A 21,847-nucleotide genomic window follows, 5' to 3' on the forward strand; every position below is an offset into this window, starting at 1 on the left:
GTGGCCACCCTGGCCGTGCTCGCTCTTCCCTGCCGCCGAGGCGCTCCATACGTCGGATTGCGACTCCCCCGAGCCACAGACGCGAATCTCTACCCGTAGATGGTCAGTACAGCGGCGGCCGTGGCGGCACCGCCGCAAAGCGGGCGACCCTGATCGTCCATGCGATTGCCGACATAGCCGCCGTTCTTGGGGCTCTGGATCCTGCTCTACCTGCTCGACTCAATTACGGTCTGCCTGCCGCGCTCTATCTGCTCGCCGGGCACCTGATCGCCGGGCGGGTGCGCCGCCTCTGACCAAGCCAGGACGCCGGGCCGCGGTGCAGCGGCGCTCCGTACGCCCGACCGTGCAGCAGCGGCGGGGGCCCGCTGCGGGGGCAGGGCGTTCTTGACGGGCGCGGCTCCCATACCGGGTGCTGAACGGACTTCACCAGCGAGGAATGGGCGGGGCCGTCGTACGGCGAGCCCGCGCGGTTTCGCTGTCTCATGCCCTTGCCCCTATCCGTTGCTCCGCATCAGGTGGGGGTTGTGAAACACAGGTCGAATCAAAGGCTTCAGCTGCCAGTTCGGCGGCCCCGCGCCAGTGCGGGGGTCTGCGGCTGACGAGCCGGCGCGCCGGAACGTGGCCTGCGATCGCCTACGAATCAACGAGCTGAGCGTTCTATCAACTGGGTTCGTGGACGCGCATAAAGCGGCAGCCGATGCTGTTGTCCGGGGCGTCCCCCGGAATCTGCAGGAGCATGAGCCAGCCATCGCTCTGGCGTAGAAGCACCGTTTCGAACGTCTTACCCAGCTTTACCTTGAGTTCCTGCTTGCCCTGGAATGTTTCCAGCATCCAGATTCCCGTGCCGTTCTTCCTTTGCGCAATGCGGCCCTTGTCGTTCAGGGCTGCGGCCATCGCGACACCCGTGCGGAGCCGTCCTCCTCAAGCCTCACCGAGGAATCACACATGCCGCCGGCGTGCCACTCACCGACCAGGTCGGAGCGCGTGACGTGTTCCGCCTGCGGTTCCGGTGATCCCAAGCATCCGGAAACGAGGCCCATGCCGAGGCTGGGCAGGACCGTTCCCACCCACCGCTGCTTGCCCATCGCCATCCCCCTCTAGCGACAGGGAACAGACTGCATGTCCCTGCCAGGCACCTGCCGTCTTCAGCGCCCTGGCAGTAAGGAACGCGCTTCCGATCATCCACGATCACGCAGTCGGCCGTACGCCCCTCGGGGGCCTGACTCCCTTCGAACGCGCTCGCCACGACAAACGTCGGGATCAAACACTTCTCACCGGAACAAAACGCTCTTTTACGACGCGGTCCGCGATGCTCCTCGACCAGGGCGCCGAGGCCCCTCGTGCGATCGCTTCCTTGGTCCCGGACCGCTCCGCCCGTCGGCCGACCACCCGCAGCCGAGCGTCGAACTGGTGCTCGCCTGGCAGGCGGCCTGCTGATCATCCACCAGCCGACCCGTCAGGCCAGCACGTCCTGACCTCAATCGCGGACCGAGTCGTAAGTTTCCGCCCTGACCATCCGAGGCCGAACGCTCACTGCCCCCTCACCCAGGTCCGGTCTTGATACAACAGTCGTGGTCGAACGGCAGAGCCGCCCCGTACGACACCCAACCGCCCCGGCTGGCGCTTCACTGTCTCGCGGTTGTGGCACGTTGCGCACAACGGACGCAGACGAGAGAGCCGCCGGGATCGGCGCCCCCGAACGACCAGCGCACGGCGGTGCCCCGTGGCAAATGGCCCTCGTCTGCCTCCCCTTCGACGTCCGCACCGCTGGTACCAAGCGCCGCGCCTCATGGGCCGACAAGACCCTGACCTGCGCCTACGCCGCTGACCTGGACCACCTGGACCACACGAGACGCGCTCTACAACCTGTGCCATGTGGTTCCACCGCCGACGGCCACGTCGTGCAAAGGCACCCGCTGGAGGCAACCCGTGTTGCCCGTATGGCCTGGCAAGCCATACGGCTCGCGCACGGGTATCGCGGCCGATCGTCGCCAAGTCAGCCGAGGGTCACCGTCCCGCCCTTCCTCAACGCCGGAGTCCCGAGCGGCACCGATAGACCTATCCCAGGCATTCGGATAGCTCACGGCAAGATCGTCAGCACCAAGTCAGCACGGGCGAGGTGATCAGGGGTGATGACATGCGACTTCAGTCAGCACGGGAGTCAGCACCGCACCGTCAAAACTGACCAAAAGCGGCATCGGCACCGGCCGAGATCTGACGCTTACTTCGCCCCCGACTCCCCCTCTGCACCGCGTAATGGTGCCCGCGCGCACGGTCGGAGCCCGAAGTGTGGGGTCCCGCCACATGTGCGTCCGACCTGCACATTCCTACGGTGTGGCGACACGAAACGTCCCCGCCCCTCGTCAGGAAGTGGTGTCGATGTCCGCCCCCGCGACCGCTACCCCACCACCCACCAACCTCAAGCGCATCGTCGCCGCGAGTCTGATCGGCACGACCGTGGAGTGGTACGACTTCTTTCTCTACGGATCCGCCGCCGCGCTGGTGTTCAACAAGCTGTTCTTCCCCGGTTCCGACCCCCTTGTCGGCACCCTGTTGTCGTTCTTGACGTATGCGGTCGGCTTTGCGGCGCGGCCCCTGGGGGCGCTGGTCTTCGGGCATTACGGGGACCGGCTGGGCCGTAAGAAGCTGCTGGTGCTGAGCCTGCTGATGATGGGCGGTGCGACATTCGCGATCGGCCTGCTGCCGACGCACGCCACGGTGGGTTCGGCGGCGCCGGTGCTGCTGACCGTGCTGCGGCTGGTCCAGGGGTTCGCGCTGGGCGGTGAATGGGGCGGCGCGGTACTACTGGTGTCGGAGCACGGTGACGCGCGGCGGCGCGGGTTCTGGGCGTCCTGGCCGCAGACCGGCGCGCCGGCGGGGCAGTTGCTGGCCACCGGTGTGCTGTCGGCGATGACGGCGCTGCTGCCGGATGCGGCGTTCGTGGCCTGGGGATGGCGGGTGCCGTTCCTGCTCTCGGGGGTGCTGGTGGTCGTCGGCCTGTGGGTGCGGCTGTCGGTGGACGAATCACCGGTGTTCAGGGCCGCGTTGGCCGGCGCCGAGGCCCGGCGGGCGCAGGAGGGCGCGGTGGCGGAGAAGATGCCGCTGGTCGCCGTCCTGAAGTACCACTGGCGCGATGTGCTGATCGCGATGGGCGCCCGGATGGCCGAGAACATCTCGTACTACGTCATCACGGCCTTTGTGCTCGTCTACGCGACCGCGCACACCGGGCTGTCGCAGCAGACCGCCCTGAACGCGGTGCTGATCGCCTCGGCGCTGCACTTCGCGGTCATCCCCGCCTGGGGCGCGCTCTCGGACCGGATCGGGCGCCGGCCGGTCTATCTGCTGGGCGCGGTCGGCGTCGCCGTCTGGGCGTTCCCGTTCTTCGCGCTGGTGGACTCCAGCCACTTCGGGCCGCTGCTGCTCGCGGTGAGCGTCGGGCTGGTCTTCCACGGGGCGATGTACGCGCCGCAGGCGGCCTTCTTCGCGGAGATGTTCGCGACCCGGATGCGGTACTCGGGCGCCTCGATCGGCGCCCAGTTCTCCTCGGTGGCGGCCGGCGCGCCCGCCCCGCTGATCGCGACCGCGCTGCTCGCCGACTTCGACAGCCCGACGCCGATCGCGCTCTACGTCATCGCCGCGGCGCTGCTCACGCTGATCGCGGTGGGGGTGGCGAAGGAGACCCGTAGCCGGGATCTCACGGCGGTGGAGGCCGGCGGGCACGAGGCCGCGACGGGCCGGGGAACGGCGGAGGGCGGAGCGTCGTCGCCCGTGCCTTCCTCAAGGCTCTGAGGGACGACAGCTGATGGACGACCACTGATGTACGACAGGGGCGCGGCGGGCCCGAGGACGCTCCGGGAGACGGGGCAGCGGGCCCGCCACGCCCCCGCCGGGCGTCAGGAGGCGTCCTTGCCCTTCAGGGAGTCCTTGATCCCGCGGATGTTCTCCTTGGCGTCGTCCATGGCGTTCTTGGCCTTGCCCTTGGCCTGGTCCGTACGGCCCTCGCGCTTGATGCGCGCGTCGCCGGTGACCTTGCCGGTCATCTCCTTGGCCTTGCCCTTCATCTTGTCCCTGGATCCGTTGCCGGCCATCTCGAACTCCTTTGTCCGGTGAAGGGGGTGAAAGCTTCGCCACCACGCTGCCGCAGGTCGGCATGGTGCGCACCCGGAGGCGGCTATCGGTACGCGGCCCGCCGACGGGTGCGGCACGGATCAAGGGCTCCTGTTACTCCCCCGTATCGCGCGCCACGGCGGACGAGAGCTGGTGCAGCCGCAGCGCCAGCTGGATCTCCAGGGCACGTGCCGGGGACTGCCAGTCGGGTCCCAGCAGCCGGCTCACCCGGTCCAGGCGCTGCGCGACGGTGTTCACATGGACATGCAGCGCGTCCTTGGTACGCACCGGGCTCATCCCGCAGGCGAAGTAGGCGCCGAGGGTGTGCAGCAGATCCGTACCGCGGCGGGCGTCGTAGTCGGCGACCGCACCGAGTGTCCGCCGTACGAAGCCGTCCACATCGCGGGTGTCGGCGAGCAGCAGCCCGAGGAAGCCGAAGTCGGCGGCGGCCGCGCCCTGGCCGGCCCGGCCCAGCACCCGCAGCGCCTCCCGGCAGCGGCCGGCCTCCGCGTAGGCGTCCGCGACCGCGGCGGGGCGGGCGGCGGGGGCCGCCACCGGGGCCGACGCCCCGACCGTGACGGGCACATGGAGCGCGGCGCCGAGCCGGGCGGCGATCTCGCGGGCGGTGCGCGCCGGGTCGCCGTCGGGGTCGAGCGGCAGCAGCAGGACGGCGCCGCCGTCCCGTACGGCGGCCAGCCCGTGGCGGGTGGCGGCGAGATGGGAGGCGGCCGACCACAGGCGCCGGCGGCCGGCGCCGTGCGGCGGGGGCGAGGACGGGGGCGGGGGCGGGGGCGCGGGCGCGGGCGCGGGCGCGGTGCCACCGTCGGATATCCCGGAGCCGTCGGATGTCCCGGAGCCGTCGGCCGGCGGAGCCGTATGGGACGTAGGCGAGTTGGCGGCCGACGACGCCCCGTCGGTCACCGGCGCCCCGTCGGTCACCGGCGCCCCGTCGGTCTGCGCCTCGTCGATCTGTGCGGCCAGGACGACATGCGGCGCGTCCAGGTTCGCGCCGACCCGGGCCGCGCGTTCGCGCAGCAGGCGGGGGTCGCGGTCGGCGGCGTCCAGGAGGTCGTCCAACAGCTCGCCGCGCACGCGCTGTTCGGCCTCGCCTGCGGTCCGCCGGGCCAGCAGGAGCAGGGAGGTGACCATGGCGGCCCGCTCCAGGGTGCGCTGGTCGACGGGGTCCAGGGCCGGGTGGCCGCGCACCACGAGGGCGCCGAGCACCTCGCCGCCCGCGCCGACCGCCGCGACCCAGTCGGTGCCGTGGCGTACCGCGTGTCCGTCGGCGCGGGAGCGGTCCAGCGCCTCGGCCGGCGCCCGGTCGGGTGCGGTGAACTCCACCTCGCCGTGCAGGACTTCGGCCACCGCGTCCGCGACGTCCTGGACCCCGCCGCCGCGCAGCACCAGTTCGGTGAGCCGGTCGTGGACGTCCGAGGCGCGCTCGATGACCGCACTGCGGTCGCGGATGATCTCGTTGGCGGCCTCCAGTTCGGTGAGCGTCTTGCGTGTCTCGGCGAGGAGGTTGGCGGTGTCGATGGCGACGGCGGCGTGCGCCGCGTGGGCGGCGAGCAGCGCGATCTGGCCGGGTTCGAAGACCCGCTCACGGCGGTCGGCGGCGAAGAGGACGCCGATGACGCCGCTGCCGAGCAGCAGCGGGACTCCCAGGATCGCCACCAGGCCCTCGTCGCGGACGCCCGAGTCGATGGTGCGGGTGTGCCGGAACCGCTCGTCGTGGAAGTAGCTGTCGGTGACGTACGGGCGGGCTGTCTGTGCGACGAGTCCGCCCAGGCCCTCGCCCATGCCGAGCCGCAGCTGCTGGAACCGCGCGGAGACCGAGCCGTCGGTGACCCGCATATAGGTGTCGCCGGCGGAGGGGTCGTTCAGGGTGAGGTAGGCGACCTCGGTGCCCAGGAGGGAGCGGGCCCGGCGCACGATCGCACGCAGTACGGCGTCCAGGTCGCGCAGCCCGGCCAGGTCGTGTGCGGTGGCGTAGAGCGCGGACAGCTCGGCCTCGCGCCGTCGGCGGCCCTCCAGTTCGGTCCGTACGCGCAGCGCGAGGAGCTTGGACCGTTCCAGGGCGGCGAGCCGGCCGGCGGGGGCGCCCTCGGCGCGGGCGCGCAGCACCGGCCGCTCGTACTCCTCGGCGGCGGCGCCGGTGGCCAGCAGGCCGAGGAAGGGGTTCTCGGCCTGTTCGTGGGCCGCCTCGGACAACGACGGCGCCGGCCCGGGGCCGGGCGCGGCCCCGGGCTCGGTCTCGGGGCCGGACCGGGGCTCGGGCGACGGCTGATCGGTGCGCATGGTCACAGGGATACCTTCGGGTCGTCGCCACGCGCCAGCCTCCGCCGCCCGCGTATCGCACGCGGGCCGCTCAATGTGCGGTCCAGCCCCCGTCCAGGGCCAGCGAGGTGCCCGTCATGAAGGACGCCTGCGGGGTGCAGAGGTAGGCGACGGCCTCGGCGACCTCGTCCGGTTCGAGCAGCCGCTTGAGGGCGGAGTCGGCGAGCAGGATGTCGGCCAGTACGCGTTCCTCGGGGATGCCGTGTGCGGCGGCCTGGTCCGCGATCTGCCGTTCGACCAGGGGCGTGCGGACATATCCGGGGTTGACGCAGTTGCTGGTGACGCCGTGCGGGGCACCCTCCAGGGCCGCGGTCTTCGACAGGCCCTCCAGGCCGTGCTTGGCGGCGACATACGCGGACTTGAAGGGGGAGGCCCGCAGCCCGTGCACGGACGAGATGTTGATGATCCGGCCCCAGCCCTGTTCGTACATATGGGGCAGCGCGCCGCGCAGCAGCCGGAAGGGCGCCTCCAGCATGACGGTCAGCACCTGGTGGAAGACCTCGGGCGGGAACTCCTCGATGGGCCGGACGAGCTGGATGCCCGCATTGTTGACCAGCAGATCGGTGCCCGCCGCGGCCCGCTCGGCGGCATCCAGATCGGTGAGGTCGAGCGGGTGGGGCGCGATGCTGCCGCGGGTGCCGTCCGGGAGGGCCGCGGCGAGGTCGGCCAGGCCGGCCGCGTCCCGGTCGACCGCGCGCACCGTGGCACCGGCCGCCGCCATCCGCAGGGCGCAGGCGCGTCCGATGCCACTGGCGGCGCCGGTGACGAGGGCGGTGCGGCCGTCGAGGTCGAGGGATACCGGGCCTGGGGTGCCGATCACGGTCATGCCCGCACCCTAGGCAGCCACCGGGTCCGGCACCGATGTGTCACGGCACCACACTTCGCGGGTCGGATGTGGCGGCCGCACACGCCCGTCCGGGTGGCCGGCCGGCGCCGCGCGCGCTTCACCCGAACGGCCGTCCCGGATCGCCGCGCCCGCGCGGGGCTCCTAGCGTCGTACGACGCAATGTGCCGTCTGCGCACCGCCGCCACAAGGGAGTCCGACATGCGGAGGCTGATCGCCGTGCCGACTGTGCTGCTCGCCCTGGCCGCGGCGGGCTGCGGGGAAGGGGACGCGACGACCGGCGCCTCGGCGTCCGCCGCGGGCGAGGGCCGCACCCCGGGCCCGCAGCGCTCCGGGCCCGGTACGGCGTCCCCCACCGTCCCCGGGCAGCCGATGGACTGCGGTGTGCTCCCCGACGCGCTGGGCACCGCGGGAGACGTCGCGCTGTACGCGGACCCTGGGGCCGGCGGCACGGTGGGCTGTGTGGAGGCCCGCGGTGTGATGTCGGAGTTCTTTCTGCGGGCGCCGCGGGAGGCCCGTGACGACCGGGGCACGCTGTCCGTACGGGGGTGGCTCTGCCAGTACGAGAGCGGCCCCACCGGCACCTGGATCACGACCTGCCGCAAGGACAAGCGCGAGATGCACACGGAGGAGCCGTCCGGCCGGAACACCGGCCCGGGGCCGTCCCAGGAGCCCGGCGTCCCGGACGGGTCGCAGCTGCCCACGCTTCCCGGCGAGTCCTCGGACCCCATGGACGAGCCGTCGACGGAGGAGCTGTAAACGCTTGAGACCGCTACCGGTGGGAACGCTAGGGGCCCGCCCCTGGAGGAACCCCTGAGCAACCCCTGAGGGAACCCCGGGGCCTACCTCTGGGTCTGCTGTCCCCCCGGCTCCTCGCCCATTCCGTGGAACCACGTCGGGCCGGCCTCCAGCGCCCGCTTGATCCGGGTCAGCGCGTACTCGTCGAGCTCCGGCAGGGCGTCCACGGCGAACCAGTCCACCTCCAGCGACTCGTCGTCGTTGACCTTCGCCTCGCCGCCGACCGCCCGGCAGCGCAGTGTCACGTCCATGAACTGGCAGACATCGCCATTGGGGTAGCGGGTCGGCGGTATGGCCTCGACGAGGACCACGCCCTCCGGGACGACCCGCACCGCGGTCTCCTCGTAGACCTCGCGCACCGCGGTCTCGGCGGGCTGCTCGCCGGGCTCGGGGATGCCGCCGATCACCGCCCAGCCGCCGGTGTCGGCCCGCTTGCCCAGCAGGACCCGGCCCCGGTCGTCGAAGACGACCGCACTCACCCCCGGCAGCCACAGGAGCTGTCGGCCGATGGAGTTCCGGAGGTCTCGGATGAAATCGGGGGTTGCCATGCTCCGACCCTACGGGACCGCCCCGGCAGACCCCTGGACCTCGCCCCGGAGGAGCGGCTCAGGCTCCCGCCGGGGTCCCCTTGCGCGGCCGGAGCCGGCCGCGGATGACGCGGACGGCGCCCTCGGCGTCATCGACGGTGATGGTGAAGTTGCGCCCGTCGCCGAGCTGGAGCACCAGGCCCTCACCACGGCGTACGACCACGGCCGTGCCCTGCTCCGGGCGCCAGCGGTAGCCCCAGCCGCCCCAGTGGCGGGGCGTGACCTGCGGCTCGAATTCGGCGCCGACGACCGTGTCCAGGGGGATCCGGCGGCGTGGCACTCCTATATGGCCGCACCGCACTTCCAGGCAGTCCTTGTCGACGCGTACCGCGACATGGACGAAGGCGAGCGTGCCGAAGAGCACCAGCAGGCCGGCCGCGACACAGCCGACCACCGACATCACCAGGGGCGCGAGGCCCGAGGTCCAGGGGCTGTCGACGGCGATCTTGATGCCCAGCGCCAGGCACCCCGCGCCCACCGCGGCCAGTAGCCACTGGATGCGGTTGGTGGCGCTGCCGTGCCAGACCTCGGGAATCTCCGCATGGGCGCCGCCCACGGGGCCCGTTGTGCTGCCGGTGCCGTCGGTACTGCCGTGGTTGTCGGGGGCTGCTGCCCCCTCGTGGGGGTGGTCCCTCATGAGACGCAGCGTACGCGTCTTCGCACCCTGGGGCAGCGCGTCGGAACGTCGTTCACGACCCGGGTTGCGGTGCGGTCGGCAACGTGATGGGCATCGTGATCGGCGTCGTGATCGGTGTCACGGCCGACGTCAGCTGCGTACGGCTTCTGCGGTGTCCGTACGGCTCCCCGCGAGCAGCCGGCCCTCGGCGTAGGCGAGCGCCGCGGCCGGCAGTCCGGCCGGGCGGCCGCTGAGGATCACGCTGAGGCCGCCGGTCGGGGCGGCCGCGGGCGCCGGCTCGGCACCGATGCGGCGCAGCGCCTGGGCGGCGACCGCCTCGGCGGAGCCGTGCAGGACGAGGGCCGGGGCGCCGGGCTGCTGGAGGGCGGCGCGGATCCGTTCGGCGACCAGCTCGTAGTGGGTGCAGCCCAGAACCACGGCCCGGATGTCCCGTGGGGTGTGGGCCGCGGCGGCCACGATGGCGGCGTCGATCGCGTCCTCGTCGGCTTCCTGGACCGCGTCGGCGAGCCCGGGGCAGGGCACACCGGTGGCGTCCACGCCGCGCGCGAACCGTTCGATCAGATCCCGCTGATAGGGACTGCCGGTGGTGGCGGGGGTGGCCCAGATGGCGAGCGGGCCGCCACCGGCCGCGGCGGGCTTGATCGCCGGGACGGTGCCGATGACCGGCACGGCCGGTTCCAGTTCGGCCCGGAGCGCCGGCAGTGCGTGCACGGACGCGGTGTTGCAGGCGACGATCAGGGCGTCGGGGCGGTGCGCGGCCGCGGCGCGGGCCACCGCCAGCGCGTGGGCGGTGACATCGTCGGGGGTGCGCGGGCCCCAGGGCATGCCGTCGGGGTCGGAGGAGAGGACCAGATCGGCGTCCGGCCGCAGTCGCCGCACGGCGGCGGCCGCCGCGAGCAGCCCATTCCCGGAATCCATCAGCGCGATCTTCACCCGGACACTTTACTGGGCCGCGGGTCGGACTTGTCATACCGGGCGCCGACGGGCGGTGCCCCCGCGTGGCCGTCGGCGCGGGGTGCCCCGCTTTTTCCCCGCCCCCGAACACCGTGTCGCTCACCGGTGCGCGCCGGGTGCGGTGCGGCAGACTGCGCGCGTGGGAGCGATGGAGTGGATCGGTGCCGGGTCGCTGCTGGCCTGGGTGTGGCTGTTGCTGGGGCAGGGCTTCTTCTGGCGGACGGACGTACGGCTGCCGGACCGCCAGGATCCGGAGCGCTGGCCGTCGGTCGCGGTGGTGGTTCCGGCGCGGGACGAGGCCGCGGTACTGCCGGAGAGCCTGCCCTCGCTGCTCGGGCAGAAGTACCCGGGACGGGCGGAGGTGTTCCTGGTCGACGACGGCAGTACGGACGGGACCGGCGCGCTGGCCCGGGAACTGGCGGCCGCGCGGGGCGGACTGCCGCTGACGGTGTCCTCGCCCGGTGAGCCCGAGCCGGGGTGGACGGGGAAGCTGTGGGCCGTGCGGCACGGGATCGCGCTGGCGCGGGAGCGGACCGCGCCGGAGTATCTGCTGCTGACCGACGCGGATATCGCGCACGATCCGGACAGCCTGCGGGAGTTGGTGGCCGCGGCCGGGTCGGCGGAGCTGGATCTGGTGTCGCAGATGGCGCGGCTGCGGGTGGTGACGTTCTGGGAGCGGCTGATCGTGCCGGCCTTCGTGTACTTCTTCGGGCAGCTCTACCCCTTCCGCCGGGTCAACCGTCCCGGGGCGCGGACCGCGGCGGCGGCCGGCGGCTGTGTGCTGCTGCGGCGGGAGGCCACGGAGCGGGCGGGCATCCCGGAGTCGATCCGGCATGCGGTGATCGACGATGTGACGCTGGCGCGCGCCGTGAAGCGCTCCGGTGGCCGGATCTGGCTGGGGTTGGCGGACCGGGTGGACAGTGTGCGGCCGTATCCGCGGCTGGCCGAGCTGTGGCGGATGGTCTCGCGCAGCGCGTACGCCCAACTGCTGCACCAGCCGCTGCTGCTGCTCGGCACGGTCGTCGGTCTCGCGCTGGTGTATCTGGCGCCGCCCGTCGCGCTGGCGGTCGGGCTGGCCGGCGGCGATGCGACGCTCGCGGCCCTGGGCGGGGCGGCCTGGGCGGTGATGTGCGGGACGTTTCTGCCGATGCTGCGCTACTACGGGCAGCCGCTGTGGGCGGCGCCGCTGCTGCCGTTCACCGCGCTGCTGTATCTGCTGATGACGGTGGACTCGGCGGTGCAGCACTACCGGGGGCGCGGCGCGGCGTGGAAGGGCCGGACGTACGGGGCGCCCTGAGCCGCGCCCCCGGTGGTGGTGTCACTTGCTGGCCGGGGACCAGTCCAGGCCCCAGCCGTAGGCGTAGTCGACGGTGCGCTGCGGGCTGACGCCGGGCTCGGGGACGAGGTAGCGGGCCTCGCGCTGGACGACGAGTTCGCTGCCGGTGTTGGTGATCAGGGCGAGCGCACAGACATTGGAGGGCACCGTGCAGGCGTCGAGCGAGAAGTCGACGGGGGCGCCGTACTGCGGCTGGAGGGTGACCGTCGCGTGGAGGCCCTCGAAGCTGCGGGCGCCCGCGTAGACGGTGACGAAGATCAGGATGCGCTTGATGCGCGCCTGATGGTCGAGGTTGATGGTCATGTTCTCGCCGGCCGTGACGGCGCCGGTGCGGTCGTCGCCGTCGAGCTGGATGTACGGCGGGGCGTGCAGGGCGCCGAAGTTGTTGCCGAGCGGGTGGACCACGCCGGCGGCGCCGTCGGTGAGCTCGTAGAGCGCGCACAGATCGAGGTCCAGCTCGCCGGACGGGGGCAGCAGGGCGCCGCGGGCGCCCATGGCCTGCATCGCCTTGCGGCCGAGTTTCTTGGTCAGCCGCTTGCCGGCCGTGCCGCTGGTCCAGTTGAGGTTCACCCGCATCGCGCCGGAGGTGCCGCCCTGCTTCGTCAACGAGACGGCAGGGGCCTCCTTCGTGAGGGTGACTTTTGTCAGACGAACGGCAGGGGGTGCGGGGGCCGGTGCGGGCTGCCCCGGCGGGGGCGGAATTGACGCCGCCGGTTGACCCGTCGGCAACGGGGGCGCGGGAGCCATGGGTGGCGCCATCGGGGGCGCGGGAGCCATGGGCGGCGCCGTCGGGGGCGCGGGAGCCATCGCCGGGGGCGCGGCGGGCGGCGGGGTGGGCATGGCGGCGGCCGGGGGCGGCGGGGGCGTGGGCAGAGCGGCCGGGGCGGGCTGCGGGGGCTGCGGCGCCTGGGGCTCCTCGACGCTGATGCCGAAGTCGGTGGCCAGGCCCGCGAGCCCGGTGTCGTAGCCCTGTCCCACCGCGCGGAACTTCCAGGCGCCCTGACGGCGGTAGAGCTCGCCGAGCACGAAGGCGCTCTCGGTGGTGGCGTCCTGGCTGTCGAAGCGGGCGATCTCGGCGCCGCTCGCCGCGTCCAGCACCCGGATGTACAGCCCGGGGACGCTGCCGAAGGTGCCGCCGTCGGCGGAGGCGGCGAGCACCACCTTGTCGACGGCGGTCTCGACGGAGGCGAGGGCGACGGTGAGGCTGTCGGTCAGCGCGCCGCCGGCCGGGCGCTTGCCCTCGTGGAGTACGGCGCCGGAGGCGTGCACGGCCTGGTTGTAGAAGACGAAGTCTCCGTCGTCGCGGACCTTTCCGGACATCAGGAGCAGCGCGGAGGCGTCCACGTCCGGTGTCCCCGGGCCGGCCTGCCAGCCCAGCTCCACCCGGACCGCCGGGGCCGGGACCGGGACATTGCCGCCCTTCAGCATCGACATCGCCGCGCCTTCCTCTCGTCCGCCGTGCCCCGTCAGTGGTGGCACCTCCCAACCTACTTGGCCCGAACCGCTCCGAACGCCCCTTGTTCACCCGCGAGAAGCCAGGTCTTTACACGATTCCTACGGTCGATCGCGACCGATTTCCGCAAGTTCGCTCGCATTGGCGATCCGTAGACACTCCCAACACGTAAAACAACCCTCTTTTCAGGCTCCCCAATCGGCACATCGTGGGCTTAACTTATGAGGCATGACCTCCCCCCGCTCTACCTACGGCGGCGGCTACTACGCTTCGCCGTCCTTCCCGGACACTCCGATCTACGACAGCCTCGTCGCAGAGCGCGGTACGCCGCAGATCGCCCCGATCCGGGTGAACCCGTCCCCTTACGACACGGGTTCGTCCTATTTGCCGGCGCTGCCGTCGGCGCTGCCCGCACTTCCGGCCGCGCCCTCCCATCCCTCGCCGGCGCAGGGTTACCCGGGTGCCGCCGCGCAGCCGGTCGCCCCGCTCCAGCACGCTCCGGCGCCGTACATCCCGCAGCAGGCGGGCGTCCGCGGCTATCCGTCCCCGCAACAGCAGCAGCCCCAGCGCCCGGCCACGGGCACGGGGTATGAGGCGATGCGGCCGGCCGCTCCGGTCGCGCCGCGTCCGGCCGCGCCGTACGACGATCCGTACGGCCGCCAGTACCCACGCGGCTACTGACCCGGCCGATCGGCCAACTGTCCGAGGCTGCTGGCAGGATGGATGGCATGCCGAAGCCTGCGCTCCAGTCGATCCATCTCTATCCGGTCAAATCCATTGCGGGGTCCGGTCCCGGCGAGGCGGTCGTAGAGCCGTGGGGGCTCGCCGGGGATCGACGATGGCTGCTGGTCGATGCCGAGCGCAGGCAGATCACCCAACGTCAGCAGCCGAAGCTGGCGTTGGCGCACGCCGCAGTGCTGCCCGGTGGCGCCCTCGCACTCACCGCGCCCGGGATGCCGCCGCTGACGGTCGAGGTACCCGAGTTCGAGGAGACGGTCCCGGTCCAGGTCTGGAAGGACGAGGTCGAGGCGGTGCCCGCGGGCCAGGCGGCGGCCGAGTGGTTCCGCGGGTATCTGGGCGTCGAGTGCCGGCTGGTGCATCTCGACGCCCCGGAGAAGCGCCGTCCCATCGACCCGGAGTACTCCGAGCCCGGTGAGACGGTCAGCTTCGCCGACGGCTTCCCGCTGCTGCTGACCACCACCTCGTCGCTGGACGCCCTCAACTCCCTCATCGCACAGGGCGATCACGCCGACGAGGGCCCGCTGCCGATGAACCGTTTCCGGCCCAATGTGGTGGTGGACGGCACCGCGCCCTGGGGGGAGGACGACTGGCACCGGGTCCGCATCGGCGAGGTGGTCTTCCAGGTGGCCAAGCCCAGCTCACGCTGCGTGGTCACGACCACCGACCAGCGCACCGCCGAGCGCGGCAAGGAGCCGTTGCGTACGCTCGCCCGGCATCGCCGCTTCGGTGACCGGCTGGTCTTCGGCCAGAATCTGATCCCTCGCGGGGTCGGCACGATCCGTATCGGCGACCCGTTCGAGATACTCGACTGACGGGCCGGCGCGGCCCTTCGCCGTGGTCGCGCCGCGGGCGCTCGGGGCGGCCGCCGGACCTTTCGCGTGCCGGTGACCGGCCGGCTGTGGTGGGCGCCCCGCGCCGCCGACGGGAGAGGGCGACGGGGAGACGAAGAGCTGCGTGTCGATGTCTGCGAGGGACACCGGGAGCGACCATCTCCTTCCTGTCCAGCATCTGCGGCCCGGGGACCACGCCTTTGTGAGTTACGGCAATGACGAGGTGCGCTGGGAGGTCGTCACGGCGTTCGTACGGCTCGGGCTGGCCCGCGGCGAGAAGGTCCTGGTCCTTCCCTGCCCCGGCGTCCCCGAGGAGGAGGTGCTGGCCAGGCTCGACTTCACCGGTCGCAGCACGGTTTCGGCGCGCGCACGCGGCCAGTTGGTGGTGAGCAGTATGCGCGAGCTGATCCGGCCGGACAGCGAGTTCACCGCCGCGCGGCAGATGAGCCGGCTGGGTGCGGAGACGGAGCGGGCGACGGTCGAGGGGTACGCGGGCCTGCGGGCGTTCATCGACATGGGCTGGGTGGCCGCGCTCGGCACGGACGTCGGCGCGATGGAGCGCCGCGAGACCGGTGCGCAGGCGCTGTTCGCCGGCCGACCGTACACCGAGATCTGCGCCTACGACCGCCGCCGGTTCGACCGCGCGGTGGTCAGCGCCATGGAACGGGCGCATCCGCGCGCGCTGCTGGAGCGCCTGGGCAGTCTGCGGTCACTGCGCGGCCCGGACGGCGTGCTGTGCTTCATCGGCGAGGCGGACGCCGCGAATCAGGACACGTTCACCAGATCGCTGGAGATCGCGCTGGCGCAGACGGCGGCGCTGCGGCGGCTCACGGTGGATCTGACCCGGCTGCACTTCCTGTCGGTGGGCTGCACCGTCCGCCTGCTCACCCTGGCCCGCGCCGCCGCGGGCCACGATCTCGTCGAGGTGCGCTGCGACCGCGGGCAGCGCCGGATGCTGCGGCGGCTGGGCGGCGGGACCGTGCCCAGGCTGGTGTTGACGGAGGTGGTACGGGCGTGGTGAACCCCGATCCGGCGGGTCCGGCCGAGGTACCGGCCGAGGAGTTCGGCCGCCGGCTGTTGCAACGGCGCTTCACCGCCCGGCTGTTGCCGCAACTGCGGCTGCTGGTCGAGGAGTGCGCCGCCCGCGAGGGGCTGTGCGAGCCGCGGCGCGGCGAATTCGTGCTGGCCGTGGACGAGATCGCGGGGAACGCCGTGGAGCATGCGGGCGGCTCGGGGCGGCTGCTGCTGCGGCGGGTGGGCGACGAGCTGGAGTGCCGGATCAGCGATGCGGGGCCCGGATTCAGCGAGGCGGTGATCCCCGAGTTGCTGCCGGGCCTGGACGGCGCCACGAAGGGCCGCGGGCTGTGGCTGGCGCGCTTGGTGGCGGACCGCTTCGCGGTCGCCGCGGAGGCCCCGGGCACGGGCATGACGGGCGCCGTGGTGACGCTGGCAGTGCGGCTGCGCTGACCACCACGGAGCCGACGGCCGGAACTCCCCGACAAGCGTTCCAGGGGCCGTTCGTTCCGTACGGGCGGATGTCGCTCTCCGGACGGGGTGATGTTGCTCTCTCTTCGCATAACCCTCGCGTGGACCACCCCTGATGCGGTATTCACGGACACGGAGAGGGGGCAACGATGCGAGCGATGAGAGGCATATGGCGCTGGCGGCACAATCCGCTGCGCCGCCGGACCGATCGGATCGAGGCCTGGGTGGCGCTCACCGCCGCCCTCCTGATCGCCCTCGGGGCGCCCTTCGCGGGCTGGTCGGCCGGCCGGGCCGCGCACGGCGCCCTGCTGGAGACCGTACGCGTGCAACACCAGGAGCGGCATCTGGTGTGGGTCACGGTCGACCGCCTGGTCTCCCGGGCCCCGGTCGACCCGGATCCGGAAACCTCTTCGCAGCGCGATGCGCACCACCGGGTCATCGCCCGTTGGACGGCCCTGGACGGCAGTGCGCACATCGGCCGGCTCGCCGCGCCGCGCCCCGTGGAGCCCGGTGAGCGGTTCCGGATCTGGACGGACGGCCATGGCCGGGTGCTGCCGCGGCCGATGGACGTCAGCACGGCCGGTACGCATGCGGTGCTGGCCGGTCTGGGCACCGCGGCGGCGGTCGGCGGACTGATCGAGGGTGGCCGGCGGCTGGTCGTAGGGCAGTTGATGGTGCGTCGCTTCCGCCGCTGGGACCAGGAGTGGGAGCGCGCGGGCCAGGACTGGGGCCGGGCGGATGCCGGGAGTTGACCCTCGGCTGACCAGCCGCTGACCGTGTCAACCGCGCCTCGCCGGGCGCGCTACGGTGGGGGCGCCAGCCTCTCGGCTGGGGCCTGGAGAACCCGAATGCGGACATCCGTGGACGGATGGTAGCCGGGCCGACGACAGCCGCACGAAGTGGGGGCACGACAGCGCCATGGCACAGGGCTCGGTCCAGGTGACGCACTCCGGAACGTCGCGTTGGCGGCGCCGTACAGGGGAGTACAGCTCGCTCGCCGCCGCCCTGGAGGCCGCCGGGGACGGTGATGTGCTGACCGTCCCGGCCGGTACGTACCGCGAGAATCTGGTGCTGGTGCGCGCGGTGACGCTGCGCGGCCCCGACGGGGCACGCGGTTCGGTGCGGATCGCCCCGGCCGACGGTGTGGCGCTGACCATACGTGCCTCGGCCACCGTCCACGATCTGCATCTGGAGGCGACGGATTCGGCCTCCCCGGCGCTGCTCGTGGAGGACGGCGCCCCCGAGCTGACCGGCCTGCGGGTGGTGACCCGGTCCGCTTCCGGCATCGAGGTCCGCGGCGGCGCCCGCCCGACGGTGCGCCGCTGCACCGTCGACAACGCGGGCGGGGTGGGCATCAGCGTTCTGGACGGCGCCGGCGGCGTCTTCGAGGAGTGCGAGGTGCTGGCAGCCGGGCAGGACGGTGTAGCGGTGCGCGGCGCGGCCCATCCGCGGCTGGAGAACTGCCGGATCCACCATGCCTCGGGCGCCGGTCTGTCGATCAACGGCGAGGGCAGCGCGGCCGAGGCGGTGGGCTGCGAGATCTACGAGATCAAGGGCGCCGGGATCCAGGTGGCCTCGCGGGCCACCGGCCACCTCACGGACTGCACGGTGCACCGCACCTCCGCCGACGGCGTCACCCTGGACACCGACGCGGTCCTCACGCTCGCCGACTGCGACATCCACGACATCCCGGAGAACGCCGTCGATCTGCGCTCCCGTTCGGTGCTGACGCTGACCCGCAGCACGGTGCGGCACTTCGGGCGCAACGGCCTGTCCGTATGGGACCCGGGCACCCGGGTGGACGCCAACCAGTGCGAGATCCACGACAGTACGGGCGACTATCCGGCGGTCTGGGTCAGCGACGGCGCCACCGCCGTACTGGACTCGACGCGGGTGCACGATGTGCCGGACGCGCTGTTCGTGCTGGACCGGGGCTCCCGCGCCGATGTGGTGGACTGCGACATCTCCCAGGTCCGCAACACCGCGGTGTCGGTGAGCGACGGGGCGACCGTGCAGCTGGACGACTGCCGGATCCGGGAGGCGGCCACCGGCGCGTGGTTCCGCGACCACGACAGCGGCGGCACGCTCGCCAACTGCACCATCGACGGGGCGCAGACCGGCGTGATCGTCACCAAGGGCGCCGACCCCACCATCGAGGGCTGCACGGTCAGTTCGCCGGCCGAGGCCGGCTTCTATGTCTCCGCGGAGGGCCGCGGCACGTTCCACGGCTGCCGGGTCACCGGCAGCTCCGGCTTCGGCTTCCATGTGATCGACGGCTGCCGTACGACGCTGACGCGGTGCCGTACAGAGCGGTGTGCGCGCGGCGGCTACGAGTTCGCCGAGGGCGGCGCCGGGCAGGGCGACGGGCCGACGGTCCAGGACTGCACCAGCGACGAGAGCCGTGCGGTGCAGGAACCGGCCGCCGGGGCAGCGCCCGCCGTCCAGCAGGCGACGCAGACGGCCGGGCTGCTGGGCAATGTGCCGGCGCAGAGCCCCCCGCCGGCCGCCGCTGCGGCCGCGGAGCCGGCGGTCAGCAGCCGGCCCTCCGACGAGGTGCTCGGCGAACTGGACACCCTCGTGGGGCTGGAGAGCGTCAAGCGCGAGGTGCGCAGCCTGATCAACATGATCGAGGTGGGGCGCAGGCGGCAGCAGGCGGGGCTGAAGGCCGCCTCGGTGCGCCGCCATCTGGTGTTCACCGGCTCCCCCGGCACCGGCAAGACGACCGTGGCCCGGCTGTACGGCGAAATCCTCGCCTCCCTGGGGGTGCTGGAGCGCGGGCATCTGGTCGAGGTGTCCCGGGTGGACCTGGTGGGCGAGCACATCGGGTCGACGGCGATCCGTACCCAGGAGGCGTTCGACCGGGCGCGCGGCGGGGTGCTGTTCATCGACGAGGCGTACGCCCTCTCCCCCGAGGACTCCGGCCGGGACTTCGGCAAGGAGGCCATCGACACCCTCGTGAAGCTGATGGAGGACCACCGGGAGGCGGTGGTGGTGATCGTGGCGGGCTACACCGCGGAGATGGAGCGCTTCCTGGCGGTCAACCCCGGTGTGGCGTCCCGTTTCTCACGGACCATCACCTTCGGCGACTATGCGCCGGAGGAGCTGCTGCGGATCGTCGAGCAGCAGGGTGAGGAGCATGAGTACCGCCTCGCCGACGGGGCCGGCGAGGCGCTGCTGAAGTACTTCACGGTGCTGCCCAAGGGGCCGTCGTTCGGCAACGGCCGGACCGCGCGGCAGACGTTCGAGGCGATGGTCGAGCGGCACGCGGGCCGGGTCGCGCAGCTCGCCGACCCGAGCACCGACGACCTGACGCTGCTCTACGCGGACGATCTGCCCGAACTGCCCTGAGCGGGCGGCGGACCGGAACAGTCCGCCGCGGGCCGCTGGCCCGGCAGGTCCGGTGCGAGCCGGGCGACCAGTTCGGCGCGCACCGTGTCGAAGACCGGGTCGGCCTGGTAGTCGCCGTGGCCCAGTATCTGGGCGGGCAGCGGATTGTGCAGGGTACGGCCGAAGGCGAGCGGGTCGCGCAGCGGTCCCTGGTCGATCCGCCGGCCGTCCTCACAGGTGAGCCGGATCGGGCCGCCGATCGGGTCGGTGAAGCGCCACAGGTTGCGCCAGTCGTCCATCTCGCGGTGCAGCCCGGTGAGCGCGGGCGGTCCGAAGAAGGCGGGGAACCAGCGTCCGTAGAGGCGCTCCAGGGGGCTGCCGTACGTCAGCAGGGCGACCCGGCTGCGGGTGACCAGGTCCAGCTGCCAGACGGCGGCGGCCGCCAGCACACTGCCCTGGGAGTGCCCGGAGATCACCAGGCGGCCGTCGAACCGCTCGGTCCAGGTGGCCATCCGCCAGGTGAGGTCGGGGACGGCGCGCTCGGCGTAGCAGGGCGGCGCGAAGGGGTGAGCGGCGCGCGGCCAGAAGGTGCCGACGTCCCAGAGGATGCCGATGGTGCGCCGCGCCGAGTGGTCACGGTAGGCGCGCCGGCCCATGGCGATCAGGAGTATCACGCCGGCGCTCATCAGCCATGAGCCGAGGGACTCCGCGGTCTCGGCGGCGGCGTGCACGACCGGCGGCGCACCGGCGGTGGCGCGGCCCGGCGCGCGCTCGGTGAGCCAGGCGCCGGCCACCGCGCCCGCGCCGAGGACGAGGGTGACCGCGGCGGTGGCCGCGACCAGGACGGGCGCCGCGTCGGTGAGTCCGGCGCGGGCGATGGTGCCGGCGATCCGCTTCGTACGGCGCTCGTCGGGGTGCTCGCGCGGGTCGTAGAGCCCGGGGACGTCCTTGGCGACCCGGCCGCGGACGATCACCACGCGGACGGCGGCGAGCACGGCCACGACGGCGACCACGACCAGCAGGGCCGGGATGACCGAGGCCTGCCAGGACAGCAGGACCGGCGGGCCGGGGATGGGGGCGTCGACCTGGCCGGGGGTCGCGCCGCCGTCCATCCAGTCGGCGAAGCGCTGCGCCACTCCCCCGGACAGTACGCCGCCGACCGCGCAGGCCAGCAGGGCGACGGCGGGCCCGCCCATGCCGCGCAGGGCGGTGCGGGCGTCGTCGCGGGCGGCGCGCTGCAGGACCCAGGCGGTCACCGCCAGCGCGAGGACCACCAGGCCCTGGAAGACGGCGATACCGCCGAAGGCGGCGGCGCCGGGCAGCGGGCCGTGGCTACGGGCTTCGGGGCGCGCCCAGCCCGTGTGCACGGCGATCAGCGCCAGTACGCCGAGGGCGGCATACGGCAGGGCCCGGACGATCAGGCGGTCGGATTCGTCGTCCGGTGCGGCCTCGCTGCGGGCGGTGCGCCAAACGACCACCAGGGTGGCCGCGGCGAGCAGGATGACCAGGGCGGTCAGGGCCCGGCCGGTGAGCGCGAGGGCGGTGTAGCCGCCGGTGCGCCGGTCGGCCTTCGCGCCGGCGGCGAGCAGCACGACGGCGATGGTCAGCACGCCCGCGGTGGTGTGGGCGGCGCGCAGCCGGGCGACCAGCCGGCGGCCGTACCAGAAGCCGTCGAGGCTGAGCGCGGTGCGTTCGGCGTCCGGGGTGTAGCGGGAGGTGCCGGGCAGCCGCGGCGGCGGCGAGGCGGACTCGTAGGCGCTCCAGGTGCGGTGCGAGAGCCACGACAGGAAGCCGATGACGAGCAGCGGCACCACGGAGGCGAGGGCGAGGCGGCGGCCGGGGGCGCTCCACCAGCCGGAGTTGTCGGGACTGAGGAAACCCAGCCAGGACTTGCCGGCGACGCAGACGGTGGTGCCGGCGCACTGCCAGGCCGTGAGGTCGAGGGCGACCTCGCAGGCCGCGGCGGCGAGCAGGACGGTGAGGGTGAGCGCGAGGATGCGCACCAGAAGGTCGTAGATCCGCTGGGCGCGGTGCTCGGGTGGTGCGGCCGGGCGCATCCAGTGGGCGAGGTTGGCGACCATGAAGGGCAGCAGGATCAGCCACAGGGCGCGGGCACCGTTGCCCGAGGTGAGGTTGGACCAGCAGTACGCCTCACGGACCGGCTCGCCCCGGTAGTCGTCGGGCCGCTGCTCGGCGTCCGCGTCCTCCGTGCGCCGGTAGCAGGCGGCGGTGTCGTCGCCGGTGATCAGCTGGACGCGTGGGTCCCTGAGCATCTCCTGAGGTGTGGTGCCGCCGACGCCGTGCACCAGCAGCTCCAGGGAGAGCTGCGGTACGGCGGGCGATGGCTCATCTGCTGTTGTGTCACGGCCCGTTGAGCGGGCATGCGGTGTCGGATCCGCGGTCTCCACTGT

Annotated in this window: 18 protein-coding genes; 9 read left to right on the forward strand and 9 right to left on the reverse strand. The window is 72.8% G+C overall.

The window, feature by feature from the left end; translation table 11 throughout:
- Positions 1-660 precede the first annotated feature (660 nt).
- Positions 661-894, reverse strand: coding sequence for a hypothetical protein (locus KI385_RS08475; RefSeq protein ID WP_238571596.1), 234 nt, complete (start codon positions 892-894; stop codon positions 661-663).
- Positions 895-2,379: 1,485 nt separating this feature from the next.
- On the opposite strand from KI385_RS08475, the gene KI385_RS08480 reads away from it, so the two are divergent.
- A complete protein-coding gene (locus KI385_RS08480; RefSeq protein WP_238571597.1) occupies positions 2,380-3,789 on the forward strand; it encodes an MFS transporter in 1,410 nt (469 codons plus the stop codon).
- Positions 3,790-3,893: 104 nt separating this feature from the next.
- On the opposite strand, the gene KI385_RS08485 is transcribed toward KI385_RS08480, so the two are convergent.
- From KI385_RS08485 to KI385_RS08495, 3 genes are all read right to left on the reverse strand, one after another.
- Entirely contained in the window at positions 3,894-4,088 is a 195-nt protein-coding gene (locus tag KI385_RS08485) for a CsbD family protein (RefSeq protein WP_238571598.1), read from the reverse strand.
- Between the two features lie 133 nt (positions 4,089-4,221).
- Complete coding sequence (locus tag KI385_RS08490; RefSeq protein ID WP_238571599.1) at positions 4,222-6,405, reverse strand: helix-turn-helix domain-containing protein; 2,184 nt, start codon at positions 6,403-6,405, stop codon at positions 4,222-4,224.
- 70 nt (positions 6,406-6,475) lie between these two features.
- Entirely contained in the window at positions 6,476-7,270 is a 795-nt protein-coding gene (locus KI385_RS08495) for a 3-hydroxybutyrate dehydrogenase (RefSeq protein WP_238571600.1), read from the reverse strand.
- Between the two features lie 219 nt (positions 7,271-7,489).
- Here KI385_RS08495 and KI385_RS08500 point away from each other — a divergent pair, with 219 nt between their 5' ends.
- A complete protein-coding gene (locus KI385_RS08500) occupies positions 7,490-8,047 on the forward strand; it encodes a hypothetical protein (RefSeq protein WP_238571601.1) in 558 nt (185 codons plus the stop codon).
- An 83-nt stretch (positions 8,048-8,130) separates the two neighbouring features.
- Here KI385_RS08500 and KI385_RS08505 read toward each other — a convergent pair whose 3' ends face one another.
- The 3 genes from KI385_RS08505 to KI385_RS08515 all read right to left on the reverse strand — a co-directional run bounded on the left by KI385_RS08505 (position 8,131) and on the right by KI385_RS08515 (position 10,243).
- Complete coding sequence (locus KI385_RS08505; protein ID WP_238571602.1) at positions 8,131-8,634, reverse strand: NUDIX hydrolase; 504 nt, start codon at positions 8,632-8,634, stop codon at positions 8,131-8,133.
- Positions 8,635-8,692: 58 nt separating this feature from the next.
- Positions 8,693-9,310 carry a hypothetical protein gene (locus tag KI385_RS08510; RefSeq protein WP_238571603.1) on the reverse strand — a complete coding sequence of 206 codons (618 nt, stop codon included), beginning with the start codon at positions 9,308-9,310 and terminating at the stop codon, positions 8,693-8,695.
- Positions 9,311-9,439: 129 nt separating this feature from the next.
- Positions 9,440-10,243 carry a glutamate racemase gene (locus tag KI385_RS08515; RefSeq protein WP_238571604.1) on the reverse strand — a complete coding sequence of 268 codons (804 nt, stop codon included), beginning with the start codon at positions 10,241-10,243 and terminating at the stop codon, positions 9,440-9,442.
- A 169-nt stretch (positions 10,244-10,412) separates the two neighbouring features.
- On the opposite strand from KI385_RS08515, the gene KI385_RS08520 reads away from it, so the two are divergent.
- Positions 10,413-11,561, forward strand: coding sequence for a glycosyltransferase (locus KI385_RS08520; RefSeq protein WP_238577616.1), 1,149 nt, complete (start codon positions 10,413-10,415; stop codon positions 11,559-11,561).
- 21 nt (positions 11,562-11,582) lie between these two features.
- Here the strand turns inward: KI385_RS08520 and KI385_RS08525 are convergent, their stop codons facing one another.
- Positions 11,583-13,034: a TerD family protein gene (locus KI385_RS08525; RefSeq protein ID WP_238571605.1), complete on the reverse strand. Its 1,452-nt coding sequence runs from the start codon at positions 13,032-13,034 to the stop codon at positions 11,583-11,585.
- Positions 13,035-13,281: 247 nt separating this feature from the next.
- Between KI385_RS08525 and KI385_RS08530 the strand changes: the two genes are divergently transcribed.
- From KI385_RS08530 to KI385_RS08555, 6 genes are all read left to right on the forward strand, one after another.
- On the forward strand, positions 13,282-13,734 hold the full coding sequence (locus tag KI385_RS08530) for a DUF6643 family protein (RefSeq protein ID WP_238571606.1): 453 nt from the start codon (positions 13,282-13,284) through the stop codon (positions 13,732-13,734).
- 47 nt (positions 13,735-13,781) lie between these two features.
- Positions 13,782-14,606: an MOSC domain-containing protein gene (locus KI385_RS08535; RefSeq protein WP_238571607.1), complete on the forward strand. Its 825-nt coding sequence runs from the start codon at positions 13,782-13,784 to the stop codon at positions 14,604-14,606.
- Positions 14,607-14,754: 148 nt separating this feature from the next.
- Positions 14,755-15,645, forward strand: a complete 891-nt coding sequence (locus KI385_RS08540) for an MEDS domain-containing protein (RefSeq protein ID WP_238571608.1) — start codon at positions 14,755-14,757, stop codon at positions 15,643-15,645.
- Positions 15,639-16,091 (forward strand): ATP-binding protein, encoded by a 453-nt coding sequence (locus KI385_RS08545; protein ID WP_238571609.1) that lies wholly within the window; start codon positions 15,639-15,641, stop codon positions 16,089-16,091. The genes KI385_RS08540 and KI385_RS08545 overlap by 7 nt, the downstream gene beginning before the upstream one ends.
- 167 nt (positions 16,092-16,258) lie before the next feature.
- The gene (locus tag KI385_RS08550; RefSeq protein WP_425356888.1) at positions 16,259-16,861 is read left to right on the forward strand and encodes an Rv1733c family protein; all 603 of its coding nucleotides are present in this window, start codon (positions 16,259-16,261) and stop codon (positions 16,859-16,861) included.
- 166 nt (positions 16,862-17,027) lie between these two features.
- The gene (locus tag KI385_RS08555; RefSeq protein WP_238571611.1) at positions 17,028-19,457 is read left to right on the forward strand and encodes a right-handed parallel beta-helix repeat-containing protein; all 2,430 of its coding nucleotides are present in this window, start codon (positions 17,028-17,030) and stop codon (positions 19,455-19,457) included.
- Here KI385_RS08555 and KI385_RS08560 read toward each other — a convergent pair.
- The gene (locus tag KI385_RS08560; RefSeq protein WP_425357064.1) at positions 19,427-21,844 is read right to left on the reverse strand and encodes a hypothetical protein; all 2,418 of its coding nucleotides are present in this window, start codon (positions 21,842-21,844) and stop codon (positions 19,427-19,429) included. The two genes, KI385_RS08555 and KI385_RS08560, sit on opposite strands and share 31 nt — an antisense overlap.
- Positions 21,845-21,847 lie beyond the last annotated feature (3 nt).

The sequence above is a fragment of the Streptomyces inhibens genome, assembly GCF_022221585.1.
Lineage (GTDB): Bacteria > Actinomycetota > Actinomycetes > Streptomycetales > Streptomycetaceae > Streptomyces > Streptomyces inhibens.

Bases quoted from the DNA above. Each gene is read 5' to 3' on its own strand.
- KI385_RS08495 (WP_238571600.1), bottom strand. From the start codon at position 7,270: ATGACCGTGATCGGCACCCCAGGCCCGGTATCCCTCGACCTCGACGGC.
- KI385_RS08475 (WP_238571596.1), bottom strand. From the start codon at position 894: ATGGCCGCAGCCCTGAACGACAAGGGCCGCATTGCGCAAAGGAAGAAC.
- KI385_RS08525 (WP_238571605.1), bottom strand. From the start codon at position 13,034: ATGTCGATGCTGAAGGGCGGCAATGTCCCGGTCCCGGCCCCGGCGGTC.
- KI385_RS08550 (WP_425356888.1), top strand. From the start codon at position 16,259: ATGCGAGCGATGAGAGGCATATGGCGCTGGCGGCACAATCCGCTGCGC.
- KI385_RS08530 (WP_238571606.1), top strand. From the start codon at position 13,282: ATGACCTCCCCCCGCTCTACCTACGGCGGCGGCTACTACGCTTCGCCG.
- KI385_RS08485 (WP_238571598.1), bottom strand. From the start codon at position 4,088: ATGGCCGGCAACGGATCCAGGGACAAGATGAAGGGCAAGGCCAAGGAG.
- KI385_RS08480 (WP_238571597.1), top strand. From the start codon at position 2,380: ATGTCCGCCCCCGCGACCGCTACCCCACCACCCACCAACCTCAAGCGC.
- KI385_RS08505 (WP_238571602.1), bottom strand. From the start codon at position 8,634: ATGGCAACCCCCGATTTCATCCGAGACCTCCGGAACTCCATCGGCCGA.
- KI385_RS08535 (WP_238571607.1), top strand. From the start codon at position 13,782: ATGCCGAAGCCTGCGCTCCAGTCGATCCATCTCTATCCGGTCAAATCC.
- KI385_RS08490 (WP_238571599.1), bottom strand. From the start codon at position 6,405: ATGCGCACCGATCAGCCGTCGCCCGAGCCCCGGTCCGGCCCCGAGACC.
- KI385_RS08540 (WP_238571608.1), top strand. From the start codon at position 14,755: ATGTCTGCGAGGGACACCGGGAGCGACCATCTCCTTCCTGTCCAGCAT.
- KI385_RS08555 (WP_238571611.1), top strand. From the start codon at position 17,028: ATGGCACAGGGCTCGGTCCAGGTGACGCACTCCGGAACGTCGCGTTGG.
- KI385_RS08510 (WP_238571603.1), bottom strand. From the start codon at position 9,310: ATGAGGGACCACCCCCACGAGGGGGCAGCAGCCCCCGACAACCACGGC.
- KI385_RS08520 (WP_238577616.1), top strand. From the start codon at position 10,413: ATGGAGTGGATCGGTGCCGGGTCGCTGCTGGCCTGGGTGTGGCTGTTG.
- KI385_RS08500 (WP_238571601.1), top strand. From the start codon at position 7,490: ATGCGGAGGCTGATCGCCGTGCCGACTGTGCTGCTCGCCCTGGCCGCG.